Consider the following 21413-nt stretch of genomic DNA (forward strand, 5'->3'; position numbering starts at 1 on the left):
CCACCCGCCCGACGCGATCCGGTACGGCCCCGGCGTCGTGCCCGGCCGGCGTCAGCCCGACGTGGCGTCCCGGCGGCAGTAGGCCCAGCAGCCCGCCGCCGCGACCAGCACGGTGTAGAGGCAGAACAGGCCCGTCGCCGGCACCGTGGCGAGGTCGGAGCCCACCAGCGCGCGGGCGAACGGCCGGTCGTCCGCCGGGTACGCGGACGCGTCGGTCAGCATCGCCCGGCCGGCCGCGAACGGCAGCAGCCCGCCGATCCCGTCCAGCCCCGGGATCCGGCCCAGCAGCCCGCCCAGCAGCCGCTCGACGATCAGCGGCCACATGCACAGGAACAGCACCGGGATGATCCGGCTGCGGATCAGGGACACCAGCGCGAGGCAGAGCAAAGCCCAGCAGCCCATCCACAGGCCGAACCGCAGGGCGGGCACCGCCACCCGGCCCCACTCGGGCTGCGCCGCACCGGACGCGGCCAGCGCGAGGGCGGAGGACAGGGAGCCGAGCAGCGCACTGGCCGTGGCCGTGACGGCCCCCACGAGGAAGCCGACCAGGCACTTGGCGGCGTAGGCGGTACCGCGCCCGTTGACCGCCAGCCACGTCGTACGGGCGGCCCCGCGCACGAGGTCGGTGGAGACGGGGCCGGTGCCGAGGACGAGCAGGAAGAAGCACAGGGCGGGGACCTGCGTGGCCAGCGGTGCCCAGGTGACGACGTCGGCCACGGCGGCCGCGCCGATGGGCGGCTCGCCCGCGTCGACGTCGAGCAGGACCGTGATCCCGGTGAACAGGCTCAGCACCGCCGCGACGCCGAGCAGTACCCACGTGGAACGCAGCCCGGCGAGATGGCGCCACTCGTAGCGGCAGGCCCGACGGAAGGCCTCGACGCGGGGCACGGGGGTGAGGGGTGCCGTGTCGACGGGCGCCGGGTCGGCGGTCGGAGACCTCACGAGATCTTGAACTCCTCTTCCGCGATGCCCAGGTAGAACTCCTCCAGGGAGGGTCCCGCCTCGTGCAGCCAGTACAGCGGCAGCCGGTTCTCGGCGGCCAGGGTGCCGATCCGGACCCGGTCCAGGCCGGTGACGCGCGCGCTCCGCCCACCCGTGGGGTCGAGCCGGCCACCGGCCGCCGCGACGAGCCCGGCGAGCCCCGGCAGGTCCGGCGACTCCACGGTCACCACCCGCCGGTCGGCGGCCCGTTCCAGCAGCTCCGCCATGGCGGAGGCCGCGACGACCCGGCCGCGCGAGAGCACCACCACCCGGTCGGCCAACTGCTCCATCTCCCCGAGGAAGTGGCTGGACACCAGGACGGCCCGACCGCCCTCCTCGGCCTGCCCGCGCAGGAACTCCCGCAGCCACCGGATCGAATGCGGGTCGAGCCCGTTCGCCGGCTCGTCCAGGATCAGTACGGGCGGATCCCCCAGCAGGGCCTGCGCGATGGCGACCCGCTGGGACATCCCGAGCGACAGCTGGTCCAGCCGCAACCCGGCCGCCCCGGTCAGGCCGACGGCCGCCAGGAGCTCGTCGACCCGCCGGTCGTCCACGGCGCTGCTGGCGGCCACCATGCGCAGATGGGTCCGTACGCGGTGCCGGGGATGGCCGGCGACCCCGCCGAGCACCGCGCCGACGACCGTCCCCGGAGCGCCCCACGCGTGCAGGGGGCGGCCGAGGTAGCGGGTGCTGCCCTCGCCGTGCAGGAGGCCCAGCATCAGCTGGATGGTGGTGGACTTGCCGGCGCCGTTGGCGCCGACGAACCCGGTCACCTCGCCGGCGCGGAGGGTCAACGAGACGTCGTCCAAGACCCGCTTGGGGCCGAAGGACCGGCCGAGACCTTCCGCCTCGACCACCGTATTGACGGGGTGGCGATTCATGTAGGGTCTCCCTGCGTTATCGCAAGGGGGAGGAAGTCCTCACTCGACGACCTGAACAGGCGTGGAAACCGAAGGGTCGTCACCCGCGGGCTTCTTCCCCCGATGAGCTTGTCCGTCAATTTCGGCTCGAATGCGCGTCATTCCCGACTGCGCGTCGATGACTTCGCGTCAATTCCGTACGAGCCAGATCACTTGTACCGCGAGAGCGGCATGCGCGAGAACGCACGTAACCCAGGCGCTGGGTCCGCGCATTCCGTGGCGGAACACCGTCACCCAGCCCGCCGCCAGCAATACCGCGGACAGGGCGCAGAACGCCCAGGAAATCACGAGCCACGGCGTGGAGGGCGAGGTGAGGTACCGGAGGACCACCACCGGGAGGAGGGTCAGCAGGGGCAGGGCCCATGCGCTTTCGCCGGCTGCTCGGGCGGACTTGGCGTCGGTCATCCCGGGTACTCCGTCTTCGTTCTTCGTTCTGTTCTGGGGTGATGGCGGGGCCGGGCCGCCCGGGGGAACCCGGACGGCCCGGCCGACGTCACTCGATCGGCCTCGGGGCTCGATCAGCCGCGGAGGGCGTTGTAGATCTCAAGGAGCGTCAGGCCCGGGGAGACGGCCGCGAGAGGCGCCCGGACCCACCACGACAGGCCGTCGTACCACTTCTTGAAGTCGCTGAACTTGCCGCCGATGGCCTTGCCGAAGCCGCCGACCTTGCTGAAGGCGGCGCGGATCGCGCTCCACTTGCTCGCGGCCGAGGCCTCACCGGCGACGATCCGGTTCATCTCGGTGCGCTCGGCGGGGGTCAGCTCAGCCGCGAGCGGGCTCGCGAGCAGGGCGCGGGCGGCCTGCTGCGCCTCGGCCTGCTGGGTGGCCGAGACGGACTGGGGCACCGCCACGGAGGTCGAGGAGGCCTGGGCCAGGCCGGCGCCGCCCCCGATGGCGATGGCTGCGACGGCCGAAACGGCCGCCATGCGCAGGGTGTTGCGATTCATTTGGAATTCCCTTGCGTTGTCGCAAGGGGGAGGAAGCCCTTGTGGGCAACCCGAACAGGCGTGGAAACCGAATGGTCACCCGCGGACTTCTTTCCCCCGATTACTTGGTCGTCGCCGTACTGCTCCTGGTCAGGGAGAGGTTCGACGGTGTGCTCGTCATCTCATCCTTCGAGTGCCGGGCACACGTGCACGTTACCCACAAGTCGATCACTTGACCACTGTCGTAATGGCCAACCCGCCTCGCCTGCGTGCGGGTTCAACGCGTCTACCTGCGGGTTTATGGGCGGGCCTTCGCTTTACCTTTACATTGCTTGGCCGGAAGCCGTCTGTTGTGGCCGGGATGAGGCGGCGGATTACGAACGCCTGGAGACTGCCCCGAAGGGTCCTGATGACCGGCTGATGAGCGCTCAGGCCGGCGGGCGTGACGCTTCCGGTCATGTCGCCGGGCCCGCCCCGCGGCCTGGCGTCGAGGGTCACCAACCTCTACCTCCCGCTCGCGCCCCCGCCGGCGCAGCTGATCCAGTTCACGACGCTGCTGGAGGGCGGGGAACTCTGCCACTTCGGAGGCAGGATCGAAGACGTCCCGGCCGAGCCGGCCGTCGTCCGCCCCAACCCCTTTCACTGCCGACCGGGGCCCCGCCAAACCCAAGCCCCCACCACCGCATCGCTCCTCAAGTGGGCCTGCGACGATGCCGGGATGCGTGCGCTTCATGAACTGATCGAAGTCGAAGATCCTGCCTGGCCCGTCCTGCTCGGGGAGGTTGCCGGTGCCGTGGTGCCGGTTGAGGTGTTGGGGGGTGATGTCGAGCGGGGGCGGGCCGTTCTCGGGCAGTTGCAGGTGTCCGCTCGGTCGTACCTCGGGGGGCTCGTGCTCAACTGCGGTGGGCTGCTCGTGGACGGGGGCTGGCTGCGGGTGTTCGGGAGCCCGGATGACGCCGAGTCGGCTGGGCTGCCGGGCCTCGCCGAGGTGAACGGCATGCCTGCGGAGTTCGACCCCGCGTGGCGGCCGGACGCGGGGCTGGTCGTGGCTCAGGACGTGCTGGGTGGGGTCTTCGCGCTCAACGGCGCCGACCCCGCCGGGGACGGGCGGCCCGGCGGGCCGGGCGAGGTGGTGTACTTCGCGCCCGAGGCGCTGCGCTGGGAGGCGCTCGGCGCCGGGTATTCGGCTTGGTTGTCATGGGTGCTCGGCGGGGACCTCAAGGGGTTCTACGAGGGGGTCCGGTGGCCCGGGTGGCGCGAGGAGGTGGCCGGGCTGCGGCGTACTGAAGGGTTCGCGTTCTACCCGCCGTTGTGGACGGCCGAGGCGCGCCAGGACCTGCGGGGGGCCGACCGTCGGTCCGTGCCCATGGGGGAGCTGGTGGGGGCGGGACGCGAGTCGTGCCTTCAGCTCGACGGGGTCGATCCGGGGTTCCTCGGGATCGTGTGAGGCGCGCGGCGCGCGGCGCGCGGCGTGCGGCGTGAGGCCTGAGGCTTGAGGCTTGAGGTGCGCGGCGCGCCGGGTGCGCGTGTTTTCAGTCGGTGCTCGGCCGGTCCGGGCATCGTGGGGGCATGGACGAGCAGCGGTTCGGGGTGTGGGTGGCCGGGGACGCCTACGAGCGGTACATGGGGCGGTGGAGCCTGCCGGTCGCCGAGAAGTTCGTGGCGTGGCTCGGCTGCGCGGACGGGCTGCGGTGGTTGGACGTGGGCTGCGGTACGGGGGCGTTGAGCCGGGTCGTCGCCGAACGGTGTCGGCCCCGGGCGGTGCTGGGGGTGGACCCGTCCGGGGGCTTCGTCGCCTCGGCCCGGGCGGGTGCACCCGCGGTCGCGCGGTTCGTCGTGGGGGAGGCGGCTTCGCTGCCGGTGCGGGACGCCGGGTGGGACGTCGTGGGCAGCGGGCTCGTGCTCAACTTCCTTCCCGCGCCCGGCGCCGCGCTCGCGGAGGCGGTCCGGGTGGTGCGGCCGGGTGGGCTGGTCGGCGCGTACGTGTGGGACTACGCGGAGGGCATGGAGTTCCTGCGCCGTTTCTGGCGGGTCGCGGTGGCGGTGGACCCGTCCGCCGCGGAGGCGGACGAGACCCACCGGTTCCCGGTGTGCCGGCCGGAGCCGTTGCGTGCCCTGTGGGCGGAGGCGGGGCTGACCGAGGTGGCCGTCGCGCCGATCGAGGTGGCCACCGTGTTCGGTGACTTCGAGGATCTGTGGGTGCCGTTCCTGGCCGGTCAGGGGCCCGCCCCGGCGTTCGTGGCGGGCTCGGCGCCGGCCGTGCGGGAGCGGCTGCGCGAGGCGCTCCGGGCGGCCGTGCCGTCGCGGGCGGACGGGTCGATCGCGTTGACCGCCCGCGCGTGGGCGGTTAAGGGGCGGAGGCGGGCCTCCGGCGGGTCCCGGTCTCCGATCGCCTGACGGGTGCCGGGGAGGCGTTACTCCCGCCCCGCCCTGGGTATCCGGCCAGGAGGGGAGAGGGGGGCGCCGTGCGTGCTGTCGTACGGAAGTTGGGGCGGGCGGCGGCCGCCTTGGGCGCCGTGGTCTCCCTCGGGGTCGCCGGGTGGCTGGTGTGGCTGCTGCCCGGGCCGCAACTGGCCGCCATCCTCGGCTTCGGGCCCGTCGACGGGGTCGTCACGGTCCACGAGTGCCATGAGGCGACCGACGAGGACGGCTACTCGACGGGCACCGACTGCACGGGCTGGTACGTCCCGCGGCGGGCCGACGGGCCGGCGCGCGAGATGGTGATCGAATCGGCCGCCGGGAAGCACCGGCACGGTGCCCGGGTGGAGGTCCGTACGGCGCGCGGGCGTGCCTACGAACTGTCGGGAACCGCCGTGTTCGACACGGGCACCGCCACCGGGATGCTGCTCGTGCCGTTCCTCGCCGTGGCGGGCTGGCTGGTGTCCTGCGCGCGCGGCGCCTCCCCGGGTGACGGGGAGGTCTACTTCTTCGCCGCGCTCGGCGGGATGGTCGCCGTCATCGTGCTGGGCATGGTGTGCGGGATCCTGGTCGCGATCGGCGTCGCGGTCTTCTGAGCAGGCTCCCGAGGGGCCTGCCGAGTCATCCGGCGGTGACGCGGGCCGCGAAGGAGTCCAGGTTGAGCGTCATCCGCTCCAGGCGCTCGTCGAGCGTCAGGGACTCCTCGTACCGGGTCGTCCGCAGCTTCGGCTGCCGCTTCCCGCGTACGTAGAGGGGACACGCGAGGTCCGCGCACACGTACACCCCGACCGTGTTCCCCTCGCGGCCGCGGGCCCCCGCCAGGGGCGCGGCGAGCAGGGTGACGCCGGAGGAGGCGTGGCCCGTCAGGCACAGCTGGCAGAGGCTGGACTTCACGGCGCTGGTACGGCTCACCGAGGGCACGCGGAGCGAGATGCCGAGCGGGCCGTCCGGCCGGGGGAGTACGAGATGGGCCTTGAGGGGCGCGCCCGGATCCACCCAGCCGAGGAAGTCCAGGTCCTCCCAGGGCAGCTCGGCGAAGTCGAGCGGGAGGCGCAGGCGGGAGGCCTCGCCCTTGGTGCAGTTCACGAAGGACGAGCGGATCTGTTTCTCGCTGAGTGGTTCCACGGGAGTCGACCCTAATCTCCGGCCGGAGCCGGCCGCATCCCCATATGGGTCCGGTGCCGGTGCCGCCGGCGGTCGCAACCGCGCGCGGTCGCGACGCGTCCACGGATGGGGGGTGTGGATGACTGCGCAGGGCGACGGGCGGCCGGCCCGGGAGCGGTCGGCGGGACGGGTCCTCGCCGCGCTCGCGGTGCTCACCGCGCTGCTGATGCTGTTCGCCGACCGGATCCCGAACCGGGTCGGGAACCCGGGCAGCTTCGTGCAGACCTTCCTGCCGTGGAGCGGGATCGTCGTGCTCGGGCTCGGGGCGCTCGCCCTGCTGCGCAGGTCACGGCTCGCGCTGGTGGCCGTGCTGGTGCCGGCGCTCGTCTGGGGGCTCTTCCACGCGGGCACGCTCACCGACCGGGCCGACGCCGGGGCGGGGGGCGCGGGCGGCGGCGCGCTGACCGTCGTCACGCACAACGTCGACGACGAGAACCCCGACCCCGCCGGCACCGCCCGCGCCCTCGCCGCCACCGGGGCGCAGCTCATCGCGCTGGAGGAGCTCGTCGAGCCCGCGGCCGGCCGGTACGCGGAGGTGCTCGCGGGCGCGTATCCGTACCACGAGGTGCGCGGCACGGTCGGGCTGTGGTCCACGTACCCCCTCGCCGACACCCGGGCCGTGCCGATCATGGAGTGGACCCGTGCCCTGCGGACCACCGCGCAGACCCCGCAGGGGCCGCTGACCGTGTACGTGGCGCACCTCCCGTCCGTGCGCGTACGTCTCGGCTCGGGCTTCGACACGGCCCGCCGCAACGCCGCCGCGCGGCGCCTCGCGGAGGCCGTCCGGGACGGTCCGGGCGGGCGGACCCTCCTGATGGGCGACCTCAACAGCACCACCGGGGACCGCGCGGTGGCCCCGCTGATGTCGCGGTTCCGCTCCGCGCACGACGTGGCGGGGGCGGGCTTCGGCTTCAGTTGGCCCGCGGCGTTCCCGGTGGCCCGCATCGACCAGGTCCTGGTGCGGGACCTGACCCCGCTCTCGGCCTGGACCCTCCCCGCGACCCCGAGCGACCACCTTCCGGTGGCGGCCCGCCTGCGTCTGTAGCCGCCCGCGTCACCGGCCTTCGCGGGCTACGGCTTGCGCTTCTCCGCGATCAGCTTCTTGAAGGCCTCCGGGGTGATCGAGTCGATGCCCCGGCCCGTGTTGACGGTGAGCTGCTCGCCGTCGATGAGGACCGCCGGGGTGCCGCTGACGCCCGCATCGAGGAAGGCCTTGCCGACCTTGTCGACCCACGGCATGTACGTCAGTCCCTCGACGGCCCGGTCGAAGGCGGGGGTGCGCAATCCCGGTACCTGGTCGGCGAGTTCCAGGAGGGTGGCGGTGGAGCCGTACTTGTCGTCCGTCTCCTTCTCCGGGTGGTTCTCGTAGAGCACCCGGAGGTACTCCATGAACTTCTCCGGGCCCTCGTCGACGGCCGCGCCCAGCGCGTTCACGGCCCGCTTGGAGCCCTTGCCGCCACCGAGGGCGCCGTCGAGGAAGGTCGCGAAGCGGTACTCGACCTTGTACTCGCCCGCGTCGGCCTGTTCCTTGATGGTCCTGCCCAGGCCGATCTCGACGCCCGCGCAGTACGGGCAGCGGGGGTCGAGCCAGACGGTCAGCGTGTGCTTCGCGTCGGCCTTGCCGTACGGGACCACGACCCCGTCCGCGCCGGTGGTGTTGGCGGGCTGGACGAATGGCTTTCCGGCCGAATCGGGGTCGCCCGAACCGCCGGCGGCGGAGGAAGCGGAGGAGCCGGAGGCGTAGACGCCCACGCCGGCCGCGATGCCGAGTACGGCGACGAGGGAGCCCCCGACCAGCAGCCGGCCGCGCAGCCGCGCGCGCCGGGCCTGCGCCTCGCGCTCCGGGCGGAGCCGGTCGCGGGACTCGCGCCGCCGGTCCTTCTTCGTGTTCGTGCTGGTCGCCATGACGACCAGCGTACGGAGCGCAGGGGGTCGAAACCGGGGGTCATTGGGCTATATCGGGCGGGGACTTAAGTCCTTTGTTCGTTCTGTCGTGAGGGTCCGGTGAAGCTGAGACGAATGGTGTGTCATATCTGCCGGGGGGACGGCGATTCGGGTCCGAAGACCTGATAAACAGAGGGATATTCGCGACCCGACCGGTCGTGTGCCGCAAGCCTGACGGCTCCTTGGGGGGATCGCCGCACCGTGAAGCCGCTTCATCGTCACCTCGTCAGCACCTCGCGCAAGGTCCTGTGCACGGCCGCACTCGCGGCCAGCCTGACCACCGCCGCGGTCGTGACCAGCCCGACGACCGCCGACGCGGGGGAGTCCGAACCGACCCCGGACAGTCCGCAGGCAGCCGAACGCGGCGACGCCCGCCTGGACCTGCCCGACCTCGTCGCCGACCCGCCGCCCGCCGGCGGCGCCGCCGCGGCCGGGGGCACCAGCGGAATACCCGCCACCGCCCTGGACGCCTACAAGCGCGCCGAACTGTCGGTGGGCGCCGCGCTGCCGGGCTGCAAGCTGCCCTGGGCGCTGCTCGCCGGCATCGGCCGCGTCGAGTCGGTGCACGCCTCCGGCTACGGCCTCAAGCCGGACGGCTACACCGAGAAGCCGATCCGCGGCCCGCGCCTGGACGGCAACGGCTTCGCCGAGATCCGTGACACGGACAAGGGCGAGTGGGACGCGGACACGGTGTACGACCGGGCCGTCGGCCCGCTGCAGTTCATCCCGTCCACCTGGGTCAAGTGGGGTGCCGACGGGAACGGCGACGGCAAGCGCGACCCGAACAACATCTACGACGCGGCGCTGGGCGCGGGGCTCTACCTGTGCGCGGGCGACCGGGACCTGTCGAACGGGGCCAAGCTCGACCAGGCGATCCTCAGCTACAACAACTCCCGCGAGTACGTGAACACCGTGCTCGGCTTCATGCGGCAGTACCAGAACGGCGGCGTCTCCGAGGTCCCGAACCCGCCCGCCGGCAACTACCCGACCGTGCCGCCGGGCAACCTGCCGACCCCGCGTCCGACGACGCCGGTCACGCCGACCCCGACGCCCAAGCCCACCCCGACGCCGACCCCCAAGCCGACGCCGACGCCCACGCCGACTCCCACGCCGACTCCCACGCCGACCCCGACGCCCACGCCGACGCCGGCTCCGCATCTGGCCTCGCTGACCGTGGTCGACGGTTCCGGTCTCACGGCCGAGACCGGCGCGGAGGCCTTCGACGTGGCGCCCCGGGTCAAGGTGCTCCTCAGCGACGGCAAGCCGGCCGTCGGCCAGGAAGTGGTCTTCGCCGTCGACACGGACACCACGGGAGGCACGCTCTTCGGGACGGAGGACTCCCTGGTGGTCAAGGCGGACGCGAACGGCTTCGCGTCCGCGTCCGGCCTGAAGCCGGGCCCCAAGGCGGGCGCTTTCACCCTGCGCGCCTCGGCCTACGACACGCTGGGCAAGTTCACGGTGAAGTTCGACGGCACGGTCACGGCGAAGCCGGTCGTGGACCGGCTGGCGCGCCCGGAGGGCTCGAAGCCGCTGGAGGCCGTCGCCGGCGACACCGTCAAGGGCGTCGAGGTCCTCGCCACCGCCAAGGGCAAGCCCATCGCGGTGCCGGGTGCGGTCGTCGGCCTGGGCCGGATGAAGGACGGCAAGTGGGTCCCGGCGGACCCGGCGAGCAAGACGGGCCCGTACTTCAAGGACAAGTCCGGCAAGCGCGTCTACACCGGCGAGCCCGGCACGACGGACACGGTGGGAACGCTCGTCCTCCCGGAGCTGTTCACGGACGGCGCCGAGGCCGGCACGTACCAGCTCCGCGTGACCACCCCGGAGGGCGTCACCCTGGTCCTGGACATCAAGATCACCGCCGCCCCCGCCCCCACCCCGGCCCCGACCGCCAAGCCGACGGCCAAGCCGACGGTCTGACCGAGCCCCGGCCCCGGCCCGCAGGGCCAAGGCGTACGGAAGCCGCCCCGGCACCGTGTCAACGGTGCCGGGGCGGCTTCCGTACACCGCCACCCCACCCGGGAGGGAAAAGGCAGGAGCCCTGTCCCCTCCGCTTGCGCAGAGGGGACAGGGCTCCTTGGGTACTGCTTTCCAACCCGCGAGAGTTGGCCCAGGCGACTAGGCCGGGGTGACGTTCTCCGCCTGCGGGCCCTTCGGACCCTGCGTGACGTCGAAGTTCACCGTCTGGTTCTCCTCGAGGGAGCGGAAGCCAGAGGCGTTGATCGCGGAGTAGTGGACGAAGACATCCGGGCCGCCGCCGTCCTGGGCGATGAAGCCGAAGCCCTTTTCAGCGTTGAACCACTTCACGGTTCCGGTAGCCATGAGCCCTCCTATGGGCCAAAGGGTCGCCCTGCTCCAGAACCTGCTAAGAAGTCTGAAAACTACAAAAGCCTGCGGGTCACATTCTCCGCAGGCCTCGTACTGCAAGGGAAACCAAACTGCAACTTGCGTCGAGCCTAGCACGCACCCTGCGGCCGAGACCAGAGGGAAAGATCACGTCACCCGGACGTTTGAGACCCGCCTCAAGGCTGACGCAGACCCGGCCGCTAGTCTCGCGATGTGGACGTCTATCGCAGCCGGCCCCGCGTCGGCCACATTCAGTTCCTGAACTGCCTGCCCCTCTACTGGGGGCTCGCCCGAACCGGCACGCTGCTGGACCTGGAGCTGACCAAGGACTCCCCCGAGAAGCTCAGTGAGCGGCTCGTCGAGGGGGACCTCGACATCGCTCCGATCACCCTCGTGGAATTCCTCCGCAACGCCGACCGGCTCGTCGCCTTCCCCGACATCGCCGTCGGCTGCGACGGCCCGGTCATGTCCTGCGTGATCGTTTCGCAGGTGCCGCTGGAGCAGCTCGACGGAGCCCGGGTCGCCCTGGGATCCACCTCCCGTACGTCCGTACGCCTCGCCCAGCTGCTGCTTTCCGAGCAGTACGGCGTACGGCCCGACTACTACACCTGCCCGCCCGACCTGAGCGTGATGATGCAGGAGGCGGACGCGGCCGTACTGATCGGGGACGCCGCGCTGCGCGCCTCCCTGCACGACGCTCCCCGGCTCGGGCTGACCGTGTACGACCTGGGGCACATGTGGAAGGAGTGGACCGGACTGCCGTTCGTCTTCGCCGTCTGGGCCGCCCGCAAGGACTACCTGGAACGCGAGCCGGCCGTCGTGCGCGAGGTCCACGAGGCCTTCCTCTCCTCCCGGGACGTATCCCTCGAAGAGGTCACCAAGGTCGCCGAGCAGGCGGCCCGCTGGGAGGCCTTCGACGCCGAGCTGCTGGAGCGATACTTCACCACGCTCGACTTCCGCTTCGGGCCGGAACAGCTCGCCGGCGTAAGGGAATTCGCGCGCCGCACGGGACCGACGACCGGCTATCCCGCCGATGTATCCGTGCAGCTCCTGGAAGCCGCGGTACCGGAGCCCGTCTTGGCACCGGTCGTGGAGTCCTGACCGATTCACCCGCTGTTTCCGGTGGCTTCCATTCCATTCCTTTCCGCTTTCCGCGCGCACGGCACGGGAATGCGGAAAGGAATGCAATCCCTACGAGGCGTCCGCCAGCAGGCTCAGGCCGACGAGCAGCCCGAACACGGAGGCGACGGCCACCAGCGTGACCAGCAGCATCACCCAGCCGCCGACGATGCCCGCCAGAGCCATGCCCTTCCCGTCCCCAGACAGCCGCCGGGCCCGGAAGCGGCCCACGTGCCCGGCCGGGACCGCGATCAGCGCGCACAGCAGGGCCAGGCCGACGAAGATCGGCGGGTTGAGCCAGGCGATGGGCGTGGCGAAGTTGGCCATCGCCCCGAAGCTGCCCAGTGCGAAGAACACGCTGACCTTGGCCGCCCGGTTCCTTCCGGGCAGGACCGCCTCGCTCATGGTTCGGTTCCCCTCCGCAGACGTACGACGGCCGCCACCGTAACGCCCTAAGGTGCTGTCAAGGATCTTCCCGGGGGATGGGGGACGCGATGCAGCCGCTCGAAGCGGGCGAACCACGGACCATCGGCGCGTACCGGCTTTTGGGCCGGCTCGGCGCCGGCGGAATGGGCCGGGTCTACCTGGGGCGGAGCGCGGGCGGCCGCACCGTGGCCGTCAAGATCGTGCACCCGCACTTCGCCGCCGACGAGGAGTTCCGCGCCCGCTTCCGCCGCGAGGTGGAGGCCGCGCGGCGGGTCGGCGGCGAGTGGACCGCTCCCGTACTGGACGCCGACCCGGAGGCGGCCGTGCCCTGGGTGGCGACCGGGTACGTGGCCGGGCCCTCGCTGGACCGGGCCGTCGCCGGGCACGGGCCGCTGCCGGAGGCCTCGGTGCGGGCCGTCGGCGCGGGGCTGGCCCGCGCCCTGGTGGCCGTGCACGGGCTGGGGCTCGTACACCGGGACGTGAAGCCGTCGAACGTGATGCTGACCCTGGACGGGCCCCGGCTGATCGACTTCGGGATCGCGCGGGCCACCGACGGCACCGCCTCGCTCACCTCCACCGGGGTCTCCGTCGGCTCGCCGGGCTACATGTCGCCCGAGCAGATCCTCGGCAAGGGGATCACCGGGGCCGCCGACGTGTTCTCCCTCGGCGCGGTCCTGGCCTTCTCCGCGACCGGCCGCCCGCCGTTCACCGGGGACAACTCGGCGACCCTCCTCTACAAGGTGGTCCACGAGCCGCCGGAGCTGGACGATGTCCCGCCCGGCGCGCTGCGCGGGCTGATCGAGGCCTGTCTGGCCAAGGCCCCCGCCGACCGCCCGTCCCCGGGCGCCGTCGCGGAGGCCCTCGCCCCCGCCCTGGGCGCCCCGGGCTGGCTGCCCGCACCCCTGGTCGAGGAGGCCAGCCGGGCCGCCGTGGCCCTGCTCGACCTCGACGCCGGCCCCGCCGAAGCCGGGTTCGGACCCCCGCCGCCCGCCGAGGCGCCGTCCGGGCCGGTGCCGTTCACGACCCCGTCGTACGGGGGCCAGGCCGCGGGGTCCCCGTACGGTCCTCCGGGCACGGGCGGCGGTCCGTACGGCGGCCCCTACGCGCCGGCGGGCCCCTACGGCACCCCCGACGCGACCGCCGGGAGCGTGCCGCAGCCGCGGACCGCGCCGGACTCCGGGCGCCAGGTCAGCCTCAGCGCGGCCGGGCGCCGCTTCAGCTGCACCCTCGTACTGGCCGCCGCCGCGGTGCTGACCGGGCTGGTGGGCGGGCTGTACGGGATGGGGCTGCTGCCCGGGACGGGCGGCGGCAAGGAGCGTGACCTGGCCGACGCCCAGAGCTCCTCGTCCCCGCCCGCCGGATCCCGGCCCACGGGGACGGCCGCCGCCACGGCGCCCCCCGCCACGTCATCCCCCGACACCGCGTCCCCCCGCGCGACGCCGAGCGGGGGCGGGACCCGTACCGACGTCCCCAAGGAGCTCACCGGCACCTGGAAGGGAACGGTCACCACCACCGGCAGGCTCTCCACCGAGTTCGAGATCACCATCAAGGACGGCAAGGTCGGTGAGGTCGTCGCCCGGGACAAGTCGATCATTCCGGTCCTCGGAACGGACTGCAGCGGCGACTGGCGGCTGGCCTCGGCCACCGACCGCTCCCTCGTCCTCGACACGTCGGACGGCCCCAACCCGGCGCCCGGCATCTGCTCCAACGGCTCCAAGAACGAACGCTTCACCCTCAACGACAACGGAACGCTCCACTACAAGTCGGGCGACGGACCGGCCGGAAACCCCGAGGGCGACCTCACCCGTAGCCCCTGAACGCCGCCGACGGGCCCTGGCGTAGGCTGGATCGGTCCGTACCTCTTGACACCGCCGAAAGGTGACGCACCGGTGACCGACCAGGCCGCTCTCCAGTCTGTCCTCGACCGTGCCGCCGCAGGGGGCCGGATCACCAAGGAAGAGGCGCTCGACCTCTACCGCCACGCGCCGCTGCACGCCCTGGGCCAGGCGGCCGACGCGGTGCGCCGCCGCCGCTACGCGGGCACCGAGCACATCGCGACGTACATCATCGAGCGGAACATCAACTACACGAACGTGTGCGTCACGGCGTGCAAGTTCTGCGCCTTCTACGCGGCCCCCAAGGACACGAAGAAGGGCTGGACGCGCGACCTCGACGACATCCTGCGCCGCTGCGCGGAGACCGTCGAGCTCGGCGGCACGCAGATCATGTTCCAGGGCGGCCACCACCCGGACTTCGGCGTCGAGTACTACGAGCACCACTTCTCCGCCATCAAGCAGGCCTACCCGCAGCTGGTCATCCACTCCCTCGGCGCCTCCGAGGTCGAGCACATGGCCCGCATCTCCAAGGTGTCGGTGGAGGAGGCCATCCAGCGCATCCACGCCGCCGGCCTCGACTCCTTCGCGGGCGCCGGCGCCGAACTGCTGCCGGAGCGGCCCCGCAAGGCGATCGCCCCGCTCAAGGAGTCCGGCGAGCGCTGGCTGGAGATCATGGAGATCGCCCACAAGCTGGGCGTGGAATCCACCTCCACCATGCTGATGGGCACCGGCGAGACCAACGCCGAACGCATCGAGCACATCGCGATGATCCGTGACACGCAGGACCGCACCGGCGGCTTCCGCGCCTTCATCCCGTACACGTACCAGCCCGAGAACAACCACCTCAAGGGCCGCACGCAGGCGACGATCTTCGAGTACTTGCGCATGATCGCGATCGCGCGCCTCTTCCTCGACAACATCGCGCACATCCAGGGCTCCTGGCTCACCGTCGGCAAGGAGGCGGGCCAGCTCTCCCTGCACTACGGCGCGGACGACCTCGGCTCGATCATGCTGGAGGAGAACGTCGTCTCCTCGGCCGGCGCCAAGCACCGCTCCAACCGCCAGGAGATCATCGACCTGATCCGCAAGGCGGGCCGCACCCCGGCGCAGCGCGCGACGACGTACGAGCACCTCGCCGTGCACGACGACCCGGCGAACGACCCCGTCGACGAGCGCGTCGCCTCGCACATCTCCTCGATCGCCATCGAGGGCGGCACGGCCCACCCCGAGCTGAAGCTCATCTCGACGAACTGACCCGACCCACACGAACCGACGCCGACGAGCCGATGCGTACGCTCCATTCCGCCGAACTCCTCCTCCCCGGGCCGGGATCCGCGCCGGTGGCCGACGGCGCGGTCCTGGTCGAAGGCGACCGGATCGCGGCGCTCGGCCCCTTCGGCGAGCTCGCCGAACGCTTCCCGCACGCCCGCGCCCGCCGCTGGCCAGGGCTGCTCACCCCGGGCCTGCTGGTGAGCGGGGCCGACGAGCTGCTGGAGCGCACGTACTACCCGGACGACCCGTACGAGATCACCGAGCTCGGCGCCGACCCCATCAACGGGGAGGCGGAGCTGGAAGAGCTGAAGCTGACCGAGGCCCGCTGGGGCAACAGCGCCCGGCGCGGCACCCAGAAGCTCCTCGCGCGCGGGGTCGTCGCGGTCACGGGCCGCTTCACGGTCACGGCGGTGCGCACGGCGGTGTCCCGCTCCGGCCTGACGATCCTGCCGCCGGCGGCGCAGGAGGGCACGCCCTCCCTGGACCCGTTCGCCGGGCGGGACACGGCCGGGCAGGCCTTCCACGGGGTACTGGAGGCGGGCGCCCCGGCCCGCTTCGCGGTCTTCGCGGTCGAGGACGAGGCGGCGCTGCTGGAGCGCGGCGCGACGACCTGCGTGGCCACCGTCATCGGCGGCCGTCTGCTGCACCGCCGTCGCTGAGCGACGGGTCGGAGGCCCCTTCCCGCGCGAGGGCGGCGAGCAGACAGGCCTGGAGCCGGCTTATCCCGCCGAGCTTGGCCCGTATGTTCCCGACGTGGAACTTCACCGTGCTGACCGACAGTTGGAGCTGATCGGCGAGCTCCGCGTTGGAGGCGCCGGTGGCCAGCCAGAGGAACACGGCCGATTCCTGCTCGGTGAGCTGGGCCCCCTCGGGCACCTCGGTGCCGTACGAGGGGAACCAGCCGGGGACGGTGAAGCTGACGACTCGCAAGGTTTCCACGGTTATGGGACGTGCGGACCCGACAGATAAGTTCCGTTCGCGTCGTACGGCCAGGCGTTGGCCTTGCAGCCGTGCAGACCCTTGATCTGCTGCATCATCGCGGGCGCAGGCTTGCCCGGGCCGGGGCAGGTCTCGTGCTCGTGGCCGATCTCGTGCCCCACCTCGTGGTTGACGATCAGCGCCCGGTACTCCTCCACGGGCCCCTTGAACTGCGGCGAACCCTCTTGCCAGCGCTTGAGGTTGACGACGACGGTGTGGCCGGCGCGGCAGTTCGTCTCCCCGATCAGTTCGGGCGTGACGACCTCGCACAGCAGGTCAGTGGTCTTCGGCGTCGCGATCTTCACGGTGAAGTCCACCGGCTCGCCGGGCCCGGCCAGCTGGAAGCCGTACGCCGGGTCGTTGGTCCAGCCGCGCGGGTGCCCGAGGATCGTCTCCACGGCCTTCGCGGCGCCGTCCGCGTCCACCCCGCTGCCCTCCTCCACCTCCATGCGCCAGCGGCGCACCGTCCCCTTGCCCTGCGGCCCTCCGGAGGCGGCGGAGGGGGTGAAGACCCCCGGCCGGGCGGGCGCGGCGCTCGTCGCGGTGGGCGACGGCGGGCTCGGGGACGGGGCGGCGGCGGGCGGAGTGGAGTGGTGTGCGGGGGAGGGGGAGCGGCGGCCGCCCTGCGCGGCGGGATCCCCGCCGCCGGAGTTCTCCCCGTCCATCTCGTCGGGTCGGCCGTCGGCCTTCTCGCGGCCGCCGGCGACGGTCGCCCCGTCGTCCGAGGTCATCGCGTACGCGGTCACGCCCACCGCGACCGCCAGGACCGCCGCCGTGCCGACGAGCGTGCGCCGCAGCCGTCTTCGCCGCTCGGCGCGGCGTCTGGCACGCGGATGGTTCGGGGTGCTCTGGCGCGATCGACCGGTGTTATGGCCTGCCGGCATCGTGAAGCCCTCTGTTTCCGGCGGCCACTGCCCGGATCGGCCGCGATTCGGGTGCCGGCCCGGGGGGTGACCCTCGCACCGGGCCGCACCCCGCCAGTCAACGCGGCCGCACGCGCCCGGCGTAACTGTCCTTCGGGCCAGTTGTGGGGCAGGTCGTACCGGTTCGTGGAGCCCCCGCCGCAGGGACGGGCGGGGCCTGAGAGGATGGCTCCGTATCCGCCGATCCGTACCGCACGCACACCGAGGGGCCAACGCCAGTGACCCGCGCTTCCCTGGACAAGCAGCCGCACGAAGTCGCCTCGATGTTCGACGACGTCGCGGCGAACTACGACCTCACCAACGACGTGCTCTCCCTCGGCCAGGACCGGGTGTGGCGCAAGGAGGTCGCCAAGGCGGTCGCCGCGCGCCCCGGGCACAAGGTCCTCGACCTGGCCGCCGGCACCGCGACCTCCTCGCTGCCCTTCGCCGCGACCGGCGCGTACGTCGTCCCCTGCGACTTCTCCCTCGGGATGCTGCGCGAGGGCAAGAAGAAGCACCCGTGGCTGCCGCTGACCGCGGGCGACGCGACGAAGCTGCCGTTCAAGGACGACGTCTTCGACAGCGTGACGATCTCCTTCGGGCTGCGCAACGTCCAGGACACCGAGGGCGCGCTGCGCGAGCTGTACCGGGTGACGAAGCCCGGCGGCAAGGTCGTCATCTGCGAGTTCTCGCAGCCCACGTGGGCGCCGTTCCGCACGGTCTACATGGAGTACCTGATGCGCGCGCTGCCGCCGGTGGCCCGCGCGGTGTCCTCCAACCCCGACGCGTACGTGTACCTGGCCGAGTCCATCCGTGAATGGCCCGACCAGCCGGCCCTCGCCGGGCTCCTGCAGAAGGCGGGCTGGTCCAAGGTCGCGTGGCGCAACCTGAGCGGCGGCATCGTGGCCCTGCACCGGGGCGTCAAGGCCTGATGGACTACGACGCCCTGCTGGAGCGGATCGCGAAGGACATCGCCCCGCTCGTCGGGAGCGGCACGCCCGCCGCGTACATCCCGGCGCTCGGGGCGGTCGACGCGAACCGCTTCGGGATGGCCATCGCCGGCGTCGACGGCAGTGTGCACGGGGTGGGGGACTGGCAGGTGCCGTTCTCCACCCAGTCGATCACCAAGGTCTTCGCCCTCGCCCTGGCCCTCGCCGAGGGCGGCGACAGCCTGTGGGAGCGGGTCGGGAGGGAGCCCTCCGGCAACCCGTTCAACTCGCTGGTGCAGCTGGAATACGAGAACGGCATCCCGCGCAACCCGTTCATCAACGCGGGCGCGCTCGTGGTCACCGACCGGCTCCAGACCCTCACGGGTGACGCGAGCAGCGAACTCCTCACCTTCCTGCGCACCGAAAGCGGAAACGAGTCCCTGGCCTTCGACCCGGAGGTGGCGGCCTCCGAGCAGGAGCACGGCGACCGCAACGCGGCCCTCGCCCACTTCATGGCCTCGTACGGCAACATCGACAACCCCGTGCCGGCGCTCCTGGACCACTACTTCTGGCAGTGCTCCATCGAGATGACCTGCGCCGACCTGTCCCGTGCGGGCCTCTTCCTGGCCCGGCACGGCCTGCGCGCGGACGGCTCGCGCCTCCTCACGCGCAGCGAGGCCAAGCAGATCAACGCGGTGATGCTGACCTGCGGGACGTACGACGCGGCCGGCGAGTTCGCCTACCGCGTGGGTCTGCCGGGCAAGAGCGGCGTCGGCGGCGGCATCATCGCGGTCGTCCCGGGCCAGTGCGTCCTGACGGTCTGGAGCCCGGGCCTGGACGCCCAGGGCAACTCGGTGGCGGGCGTGGCCGCCCTGGACCGCTTCACGACGTTGACGGGGCTGTCCGTGTTCTAGGGAGTACGAGTCCACGGGCGACCCGCCCCCACCCCCTCTGTGGTGAGTGGGCAGCCGCCGGGACGGGGTGGCGGGGTGTGGGGGGAGAAGTCCCGACCGCGCGTGACCCCGTACCCCCCGCCCGCCCCCGCCCCGCCCTCACCCCCGGGTGAGCGTGAGTTCGTACCGGCGGCCGTGGCGCTTGCCGCCCGGGAGGGGGAAGGTCTTCGCCAGCGTCATGCCGAGGCGTTCCGCGACCGCGGAGGAGCGGGTGTTGGCGTCGTCGATCATCGCCACCACCTGGGGGACCCCCGCTTCCCGTACGCGTTCCAGGGTGGCCAGTGCCGCGGCGTACGCGTACCCCCGCCCCCACGCGGACCGGCTCAGCCGCCAGCCGATCTCGATCTCGCCGACCGGCCCCCATGCCTTTTCGCGGGGCCACGGCTGGGCGCCGGTGAAGCCGATGACGGTGCCCTCGCCGTCGAGCAGGGTCCACAGGCAGTAGCCGAGCTGGGCGTCGTGCATGCGCTGGCGCGCGGTGATCTCCTCGTACGCGGACAGCTCCGCGGGACCGCCGAGGAATTCCATGACGTCGGGGTCGTCGAACGCCCGGTGCCAGGCGAGGGCGTCCTCGTCGGTGGGTACGCGCAGCTCTATGACGGGGAGCGGCCGGGTCGGCGGGGTGTTCATGTGGCAGCCCTTCGGATCGCGATCTCTGTCGCTGCATAGACTGCACATGTCCGGGGCCGCCCGGCACCCCTTATCGAGATCGAGCCTTCGGGAGACCCCGCAGTGACCGAGCCCCTCTCCGAACACTCCGCGGACGTGATCGTCGTCGGGGCCGGGCCCGCCGGCTCGACCACCGCCTACTACCTCGCCAAGGCCGGACTCGACGTCCTGCTGCTGGAGAAGACGGCCTTCCCCCGCGAGAAGGTCTGCGGCGACGGGCTGACCCCGCGCGCCACCAAGCAACTGGTGGCGATGGGCATCGACATCTCCGAGGAAGCCGGCTGGCTGCGCAACAAGGGCCTGCGCATCATCGGCGGCGGGCAGCGGCTCCAGCTGGATTGGCCGGAACTCGCCTCCTTCCCGGACTACGGACTCGTCCGCAAGCGCGACGACTTCGACGAGACCCTGGCCCGCCAGGCGCAGAAGGCCGGCGCCCGCCTGTACGAGCGCTGCAACGTGGGCGAGCCGATCCGCGACCCGCGCACGGGGCACATCACCGGCGTGCAGGCGAAGCTCGGCGAGGAGAAGACCCCGGGCACCTTCCACGCCCCGCTCGTGGTCGCCGCGGACGGCAACTCCTCCCGCCTGTCGCTCGCGATGGGCTTGCACCGGCGTGAGGACCGGCCCATGGGCGTGGCCGTCCGTACGTACTTCACCTCGCCCCGCCACGACGACGACTACCTGGAGTCCTGGCTGGAGCTGTGGGACCGGCGCGGCCCGCAGGACCGGCTGCTGCCCGGCTACGGCTGGATCTTCGGCATGGGCGACGGCACGTCCAACGTCGGCCTCGGCATCCTCAACTCCTCCTCCGCCTTCAAGGAGCTGGACTGGCGCGAGGTCCTCAAGGCCTGGTGCGCCTCCATGCCGGAGGACTGGGGCTACACCCCCGAGAACATGACCCAGCCGATCCGCGGCGCGGCCCTGCCGATGGCCTTCAACCGGCAGCCGCACTACACCAAGGGCCTGCTGCTGGTCGGCGACGCGGGCGGCCTCGTCAACCCGTTCAACGGCGAGGGCATCGCCTATGCGATGGAGTCCGGCCAGATCGCGGCCGACGTCATCGTCCAGGCCCACGCCCGCGCCACCCCGGCGCAGCGCGAGCTGGCGCTGCACAACTACCCGAAGGTGCTCAAGGAGACGTACGGCGGCTACTACACGCTGGGCCGCGCCTTCGTGAAGCTGATCGGCAACCCGGCGGTCATGAAGATCGCCGCGCAGCGCGGTCTGACCCACCCGGTGCTGATGCGCTTCACCCTGAAGATGCTGGCCAACCTCACCGACCCGACGGGCGGCGACGCGATGGACCGCATCATCAACGGCCTCTCGAAGGTGGCCCCGAAGGCCTAGCGGTCGGAGTGGACGGCGGCGTCGTCGGAGTCGGCGGCGCCGCCGTGCACCGTGCGTACGCAGCGGGCCAGTAGGGCCAGGCCGCAGACCAGCAGGGCGCCGGAGGCGGTCCAGCCGAGGCCGAGGGTGAGGGCGTTGCCGGGCTTCTGCCAGGGGCGGGCGGTGGTCAGCAGCCAGCCGCCGACGGCGAGCATGCCGAGGCCCAGTGCGGCCGGCAGGGCGGTGGGGTCGCCGGCGCCGCGGTGTTCGTACGGCTTCGGATTCACGGGGCCACCGCCTACAGGTCG

The 21413-nt window shown here is 72.3% G+C and carries 24 protein-coding genes; 12 read left to right on the forward strand and 12 right to left on the reverse strand.

Annotated elements, in window-relative coordinates; genetic code table 11:
- Positions 1–51 precede the first annotated feature (51 nt).
- The 4 genes from ACFYYJ_RS26190 to ACFYYJ_RS26205 form a co-directional block, all read right to left on the reverse strand.
- Positions 52–942 carry a hypothetical protein gene (locus tag ACFYYJ_RS26190; protein ID WP_389135920.1) on the reverse strand — a complete coding sequence of 297 codons (891 nt, stop codon included), beginning with the start codon at positions 940–942 and terminating at the stop codon, positions 52–54.
- Positions 939–1862: an ABC transporter ATP-binding protein gene (locus ACFYYJ_RS26195; protein ID WP_389135923.1), complete on the reverse strand. Its 924-nt coding sequence runs from the start codon at positions 1860–1862 to the stop codon at positions 939–941. Before ACFYYJ_RS26195 ends, ACFYYJ_RS26190 begins: the two co-directional genes overlap by 4 nt.
- A 168-nt stretch (positions 1863–2030) precedes the next feature.
- Entirely contained in the window at positions 2031–2306 is a 276-nt protein-coding gene (locus ACFYYJ_RS26200; protein WP_384593626.1) for a hypothetical protein, read from the reverse strand.
- Positions 2307–2419: 113 nt separating this feature from the next.
- Entirely contained in the window at positions 2420–2848 is a 429-nt protein-coding gene (locus ACFYYJ_RS26205; RefSeq protein WP_389135927.1) for a hypothetical protein, read from the reverse strand.
- A gap of 436 nt (positions 2849–3284) precedes the next feature.
- On the opposite strand from ACFYYJ_RS26205, the gene ACFYYJ_RS26210 reads away from it, so the two are divergent.
- From ACFYYJ_RS26210 to ACFYYJ_RS26220, 3 genes are all read left to right on the forward strand, one after another.
- The gene (locus ACFYYJ_RS26210; RefSeq protein WP_389135929.1) at positions 3285–4274 is read left to right on the forward strand and encodes a DUF2625 family protein; all 990 of its coding nucleotides are present in this window, start codon (positions 3285–3287) and stop codon (positions 4272–4274) included.
- A 122-nt stretch (positions 4275–4396) separates the two neighbouring features.
- Entirely contained in the window at positions 4397–5224 is an 828-nt protein-coding gene (locus ACFYYJ_RS26215) for a class I SAM-dependent methyltransferase (protein WP_389135932.1), read from the forward strand.
- Positions 5225–5292: 68 nt separating this feature from the next.
- Positions 5293–5841: a hypothetical protein gene (locus tag ACFYYJ_RS26220; protein WP_385365170.1), complete on the forward strand. Its 549-nt coding sequence runs from the start codon at positions 5293–5295 to the stop codon at positions 5839–5841.
- Between the two features lie 25 nt (positions 5842–5866).
- Here ACFYYJ_RS26220 and ACFYYJ_RS26225 read toward each other — a convergent pair whose 3' ends face one another.
- Positions 5867–6370 (reverse strand): FBP domain-containing protein, encoded by a 504-nt coding sequence (locus tag ACFYYJ_RS26225; protein ID WP_385128569.1) that lies wholly within the window; start codon positions 6368–6370, stop codon positions 5867–5869.
- Between the two features lie 118 nt (positions 6371–6488).
- Here ACFYYJ_RS26225 and ACFYYJ_RS26230 point away from each other — a divergent pair, with 118 nt between their 5' ends.
- The gene (locus ACFYYJ_RS26230) at positions 6489–7454 is read left to right on the forward strand and encodes an endonuclease/exonuclease/phosphatase family protein (RefSeq protein WP_389135935.1); all 966 of its coding nucleotides are present in this window, start codon (positions 6489–6491) and stop codon (positions 7452–7454) included.
- Positions 7455–7480: 26 nt separating this feature from the next.
- Here ACFYYJ_RS26230 and ACFYYJ_RS26235 read toward each other — a convergent pair whose 3' ends face one another.
- The gene (locus ACFYYJ_RS26235) at positions 7481–8314 is read right to left on the reverse strand and encodes a DsbA family protein (protein ID WP_389135937.1); all 834 of its coding nucleotides are present in this window, start codon (positions 8312–8314) and stop codon (positions 7481–7483) included.
- A gap of 240 nt (positions 8315–8554) precedes the next feature.
- On the opposite strand from ACFYYJ_RS26235, the gene ACFYYJ_RS26240 reads away from it, so the two are divergent.
- Entirely contained in the window at positions 8555–10270 is a 1716-nt protein-coding gene (locus tag ACFYYJ_RS26240) for a lytic transglycosylase domain-containing protein (RefSeq protein WP_389135940.1), read from the forward strand.
- 198 nt (positions 10271–10468) lie between these two features.
- On the opposite strand, the gene ACFYYJ_RS26245 is transcribed toward ACFYYJ_RS26240, so the two are convergent.
- On the reverse strand, positions 10469–10672 hold the full coding sequence (locus ACFYYJ_RS26245) for a cold-shock protein (protein ID WP_030012116.1): 204 nt from the start codon (positions 10670–10672) through the stop codon (positions 10469–10471).
- Positions 10673–10909: 237 nt separating this feature from the next.
- Between ACFYYJ_RS26245 and ACFYYJ_RS26250 the strand changes: the two genes are divergently transcribed.
- Entirely contained in the window at positions 10910–11797 is an 888-nt protein-coding gene (locus ACFYYJ_RS26250; RefSeq protein WP_385362429.1) for a menaquinone biosynthetic enzyme MqnA/MqnD family protein, read from the forward strand.
- A 90-nt stretch (positions 11798–11887) separates the two neighbouring features.
- Here ACFYYJ_RS26250 and ACFYYJ_RS26255 read toward each other — a convergent pair whose 3' ends face one another.
- Positions 11888–12220, reverse strand: a complete 333-nt coding sequence (locus ACFYYJ_RS26255; RefSeq protein ID WP_385128564.1) for a DUF4190 domain-containing protein — start codon at positions 12218–12220, stop codon at positions 11888–11890.
- Positions 12221–12309: 89 nt separating this feature from the next.
- Here ACFYYJ_RS26255 and ACFYYJ_RS26260 point away from each other — a divergent pair, with 89 nt between their 5' ends.
- The 3 genes from ACFYYJ_RS26260 to ACFYYJ_RS26270 all read left to right on the forward strand — a co-directional run bounded on the left by ACFYYJ_RS26260 (position 12310) and on the right by ACFYYJ_RS26270 (position 16007).
- Complete coding sequence (locus ACFYYJ_RS26260) at positions 12310–14058, forward strand: serine/threonine-protein kinase (protein ID WP_389136002.1); 1749 nt, start codon at positions 12310–12312, stop codon at positions 14056–14058.
- Between the two features lie 72 nt (positions 14059–14130).
- Positions 14131–15330 (forward strand): cyclic dehypoxanthinyl futalosine synthase, encoded by a 1200-nt coding sequence (gene mqnC, locus ACFYYJ_RS26265; protein WP_385128563.1) that lies wholly within the window; start codon positions 14131–14133, stop codon positions 15328–15330.
- A gap of 32 nt (positions 15331–15362) precedes the next feature.
- The gene (locus ACFYYJ_RS26270; protein ID WP_389135944.1) at positions 15363–16007 is read left to right on the forward strand and encodes a hypothetical protein; all 645 of its coding nucleotides are present in this window, start codon (positions 15363–15365) and stop codon (positions 16005–16007) included.
- Here ACFYYJ_RS26270 and ACFYYJ_RS26275 read toward each other — a convergent pair.
- Both ACFYYJ_RS26275 and ACFYYJ_RS26280 read right to left on the reverse strand, forming a co-directional pair.
- Positions 15973–16287, reverse strand: a complete 315-nt coding sequence (locus ACFYYJ_RS26275) for a helix-turn-helix transcriptional regulator (protein WP_385362437.1) — start codon at positions 16285–16287, stop codon at positions 15973–15975. The two genes, ACFYYJ_RS26270 and ACFYYJ_RS26275, sit on opposite strands and share 35 nt — an antisense overlap.
- Positions 16288–16289: 2 nt before the next feature.
- Positions 16290–17210 (reverse strand): DUF3152 domain-containing protein, encoded by a 921-nt coding sequence (locus ACFYYJ_RS26280; RefSeq protein ID WP_385128560.1) that lies wholly within the window; start codon positions 17208–17210, stop codon positions 16290–16292.
- 257 nt (positions 17211–17467) lie between these two features.
- On the opposite strand from ACFYYJ_RS26280, the gene ACFYYJ_RS26285 reads away from it, so the two are divergent.
- Positions 17468–18160, forward strand: a complete 693-nt coding sequence (locus ACFYYJ_RS26285; RefSeq protein WP_385128559.1) for a demethylmenaquinone methyltransferase — start codon at positions 17468–17470, stop codon at positions 18158–18160.
- Entirely contained in the window at positions 18160–19071 is a 912-nt protein-coding gene (locus ACFYYJ_RS26290) for a glutaminase (protein WP_385128558.1), read from the forward strand. The genes ACFYYJ_RS26285 and ACFYYJ_RS26290 overlap by 1 nt, the downstream gene beginning before the upstream one ends.
- A gap of 138 nt (positions 19072–19209) precedes the next feature.
- On the opposite strand, the gene ACFYYJ_RS26295 is transcribed toward ACFYYJ_RS26290, so the two are convergent.
- Positions 19210–19740, reverse strand: a complete 531-nt coding sequence (locus tag ACFYYJ_RS26295) for a GNAT family N-acetyltransferase (protein ID WP_385128557.1) — start codon at positions 19738–19740, stop codon at positions 19210–19212.
- Between the two features lie 102 nt (positions 19741–19842).
- Between ACFYYJ_RS26295 and ACFYYJ_RS26300 the strand changes: the two genes are divergently transcribed.
- Positions 19843–21126 (forward strand): geranylgeranyl reductase family protein, encoded by a 1284-nt coding sequence (locus ACFYYJ_RS26300; protein WP_389135949.1) that lies wholly within the window; start codon positions 19843–19845, stop codon positions 21124–21126.
- On the opposite strand, the gene ACFYYJ_RS26305 is transcribed toward ACFYYJ_RS26300, so the two are convergent.
- Entirely contained in the window at positions 21123–21392 is a 270-nt protein-coding gene (locus ACFYYJ_RS26305) for a hypothetical protein (protein ID WP_384582069.1), read from the reverse strand. The two genes, ACFYYJ_RS26300 and ACFYYJ_RS26305, sit on opposite strands and share 4 nt — an antisense overlap.
- Positions 21393–21413 lie beyond the last annotated feature (21 nt).

It is taken from the genome of Streptomyces sp. NPDC002467, from assembly GCF_042889825.1.
In the GTDB taxonomy this organism is placed as follows: Bacteria; Actinomycetota; Actinomycetes; order Streptomycetales; family Streptomycetaceae; genus Streptomyces.

Bases quoted from the DNA above. Each gene is read 5' to 3' on its own strand.
- ACFYYJ_RS26290 (WP_385128558.1), top strand. From the start codon at position 18,160: ATGGACTACGACGCCCTGCTGGAGCGGATCGCGAAGGACATCGCCCCG.
- ACFYYJ_RS26205 (WP_389135927.1), bottom strand. From the start codon at position 2,848: ATGAATCGCAACACCCTGCGCATGGCGGCCGTTTCGGCCGTCGCAGCC.
- ACFYYJ_RS26200 (WP_384593626.1), bottom strand. From the start codon at position 2,306: ATGACCGACGCCAAGTCCGCCCGAGCAGCCGGCGAAAGCGCATGGGCC.
- ACFYYJ_RS26195 (WP_389135923.1), bottom strand. From the start codon at position 1,862: ATGAATCGCCACCCCGTCAATACGGTGGTCGAGGCGGAAGGTCTCGGC.
- ACFYYJ_RS26270 (WP_389135944.1), top strand. From the start codon at position 15,363: ATGCGTACGCTCCATTCCGCCGAACTCCTCCTCCCCGGGCCGGGATCC.
- ACFYYJ_RS26215 (WP_389135932.1), top strand. From the start codon at position 4,397: ATGGACGAGCAGCGGTTCGGGGTGTGGGTGGCCGGGGACGCCTACGAG.
- ACFYYJ_RS26260 (WP_389136002.1), top strand. From the start codon at position 12,310: ATGCAGCCGCTCGAAGCGGGCGAACCACGGACCATCGGCGCGTACCGG.
- ACFYYJ_RS26230 (WP_389135935.1), top strand. From the start codon at position 6,489: ATGACTGCGCAGGGCGACGGGCGGCCGGCCCGGGAGCGGTCGGCGGGA.
- ACFYYJ_RS26235 (WP_389135937.1), bottom strand. From the start codon at position 8,314: ATGGCGACCAGCACGAACACGAAGAAGGACCGGCGGCGCGAGTCCCGC.
- ACFYYJ_RS26255 (WP_385128564.1), bottom strand. From the start codon at position 12,220: ATGAGCGAGGCGGTCCTGCCCGGAAGGAACCGGGCGGCCAAGGTCAGC.
- ACFYYJ_RS26295 (WP_385128557.1), bottom strand. From the start codon at position 19,740: ATGAACACCCCGCCGACCCGGCCGCTCCCCGTCATAGAGCTGCGCGTA.
- ACFYYJ_RS26210 (WP_389135929.1), top strand. From the start codon at position 3,285: ATGTCGCCGGGCCCGCCCCGCGGCCTGGCGTCGAGGGTCACCAACCTC.
- ACFYYJ_RS26280 (WP_385128560.1), bottom strand. From the start codon at position 17,210: ATGCCGGCAGGCCATAACACCGGTCGATCGCGCCAGAGCACCCCGAAC.
- ACFYYJ_RS26245 (WP_030012116.1), bottom strand. From the start codon at position 10,672: ATGGCTACCGGAACCGTGAAGTGGTTCAACGCTGAAAAGGGCTTCGGC.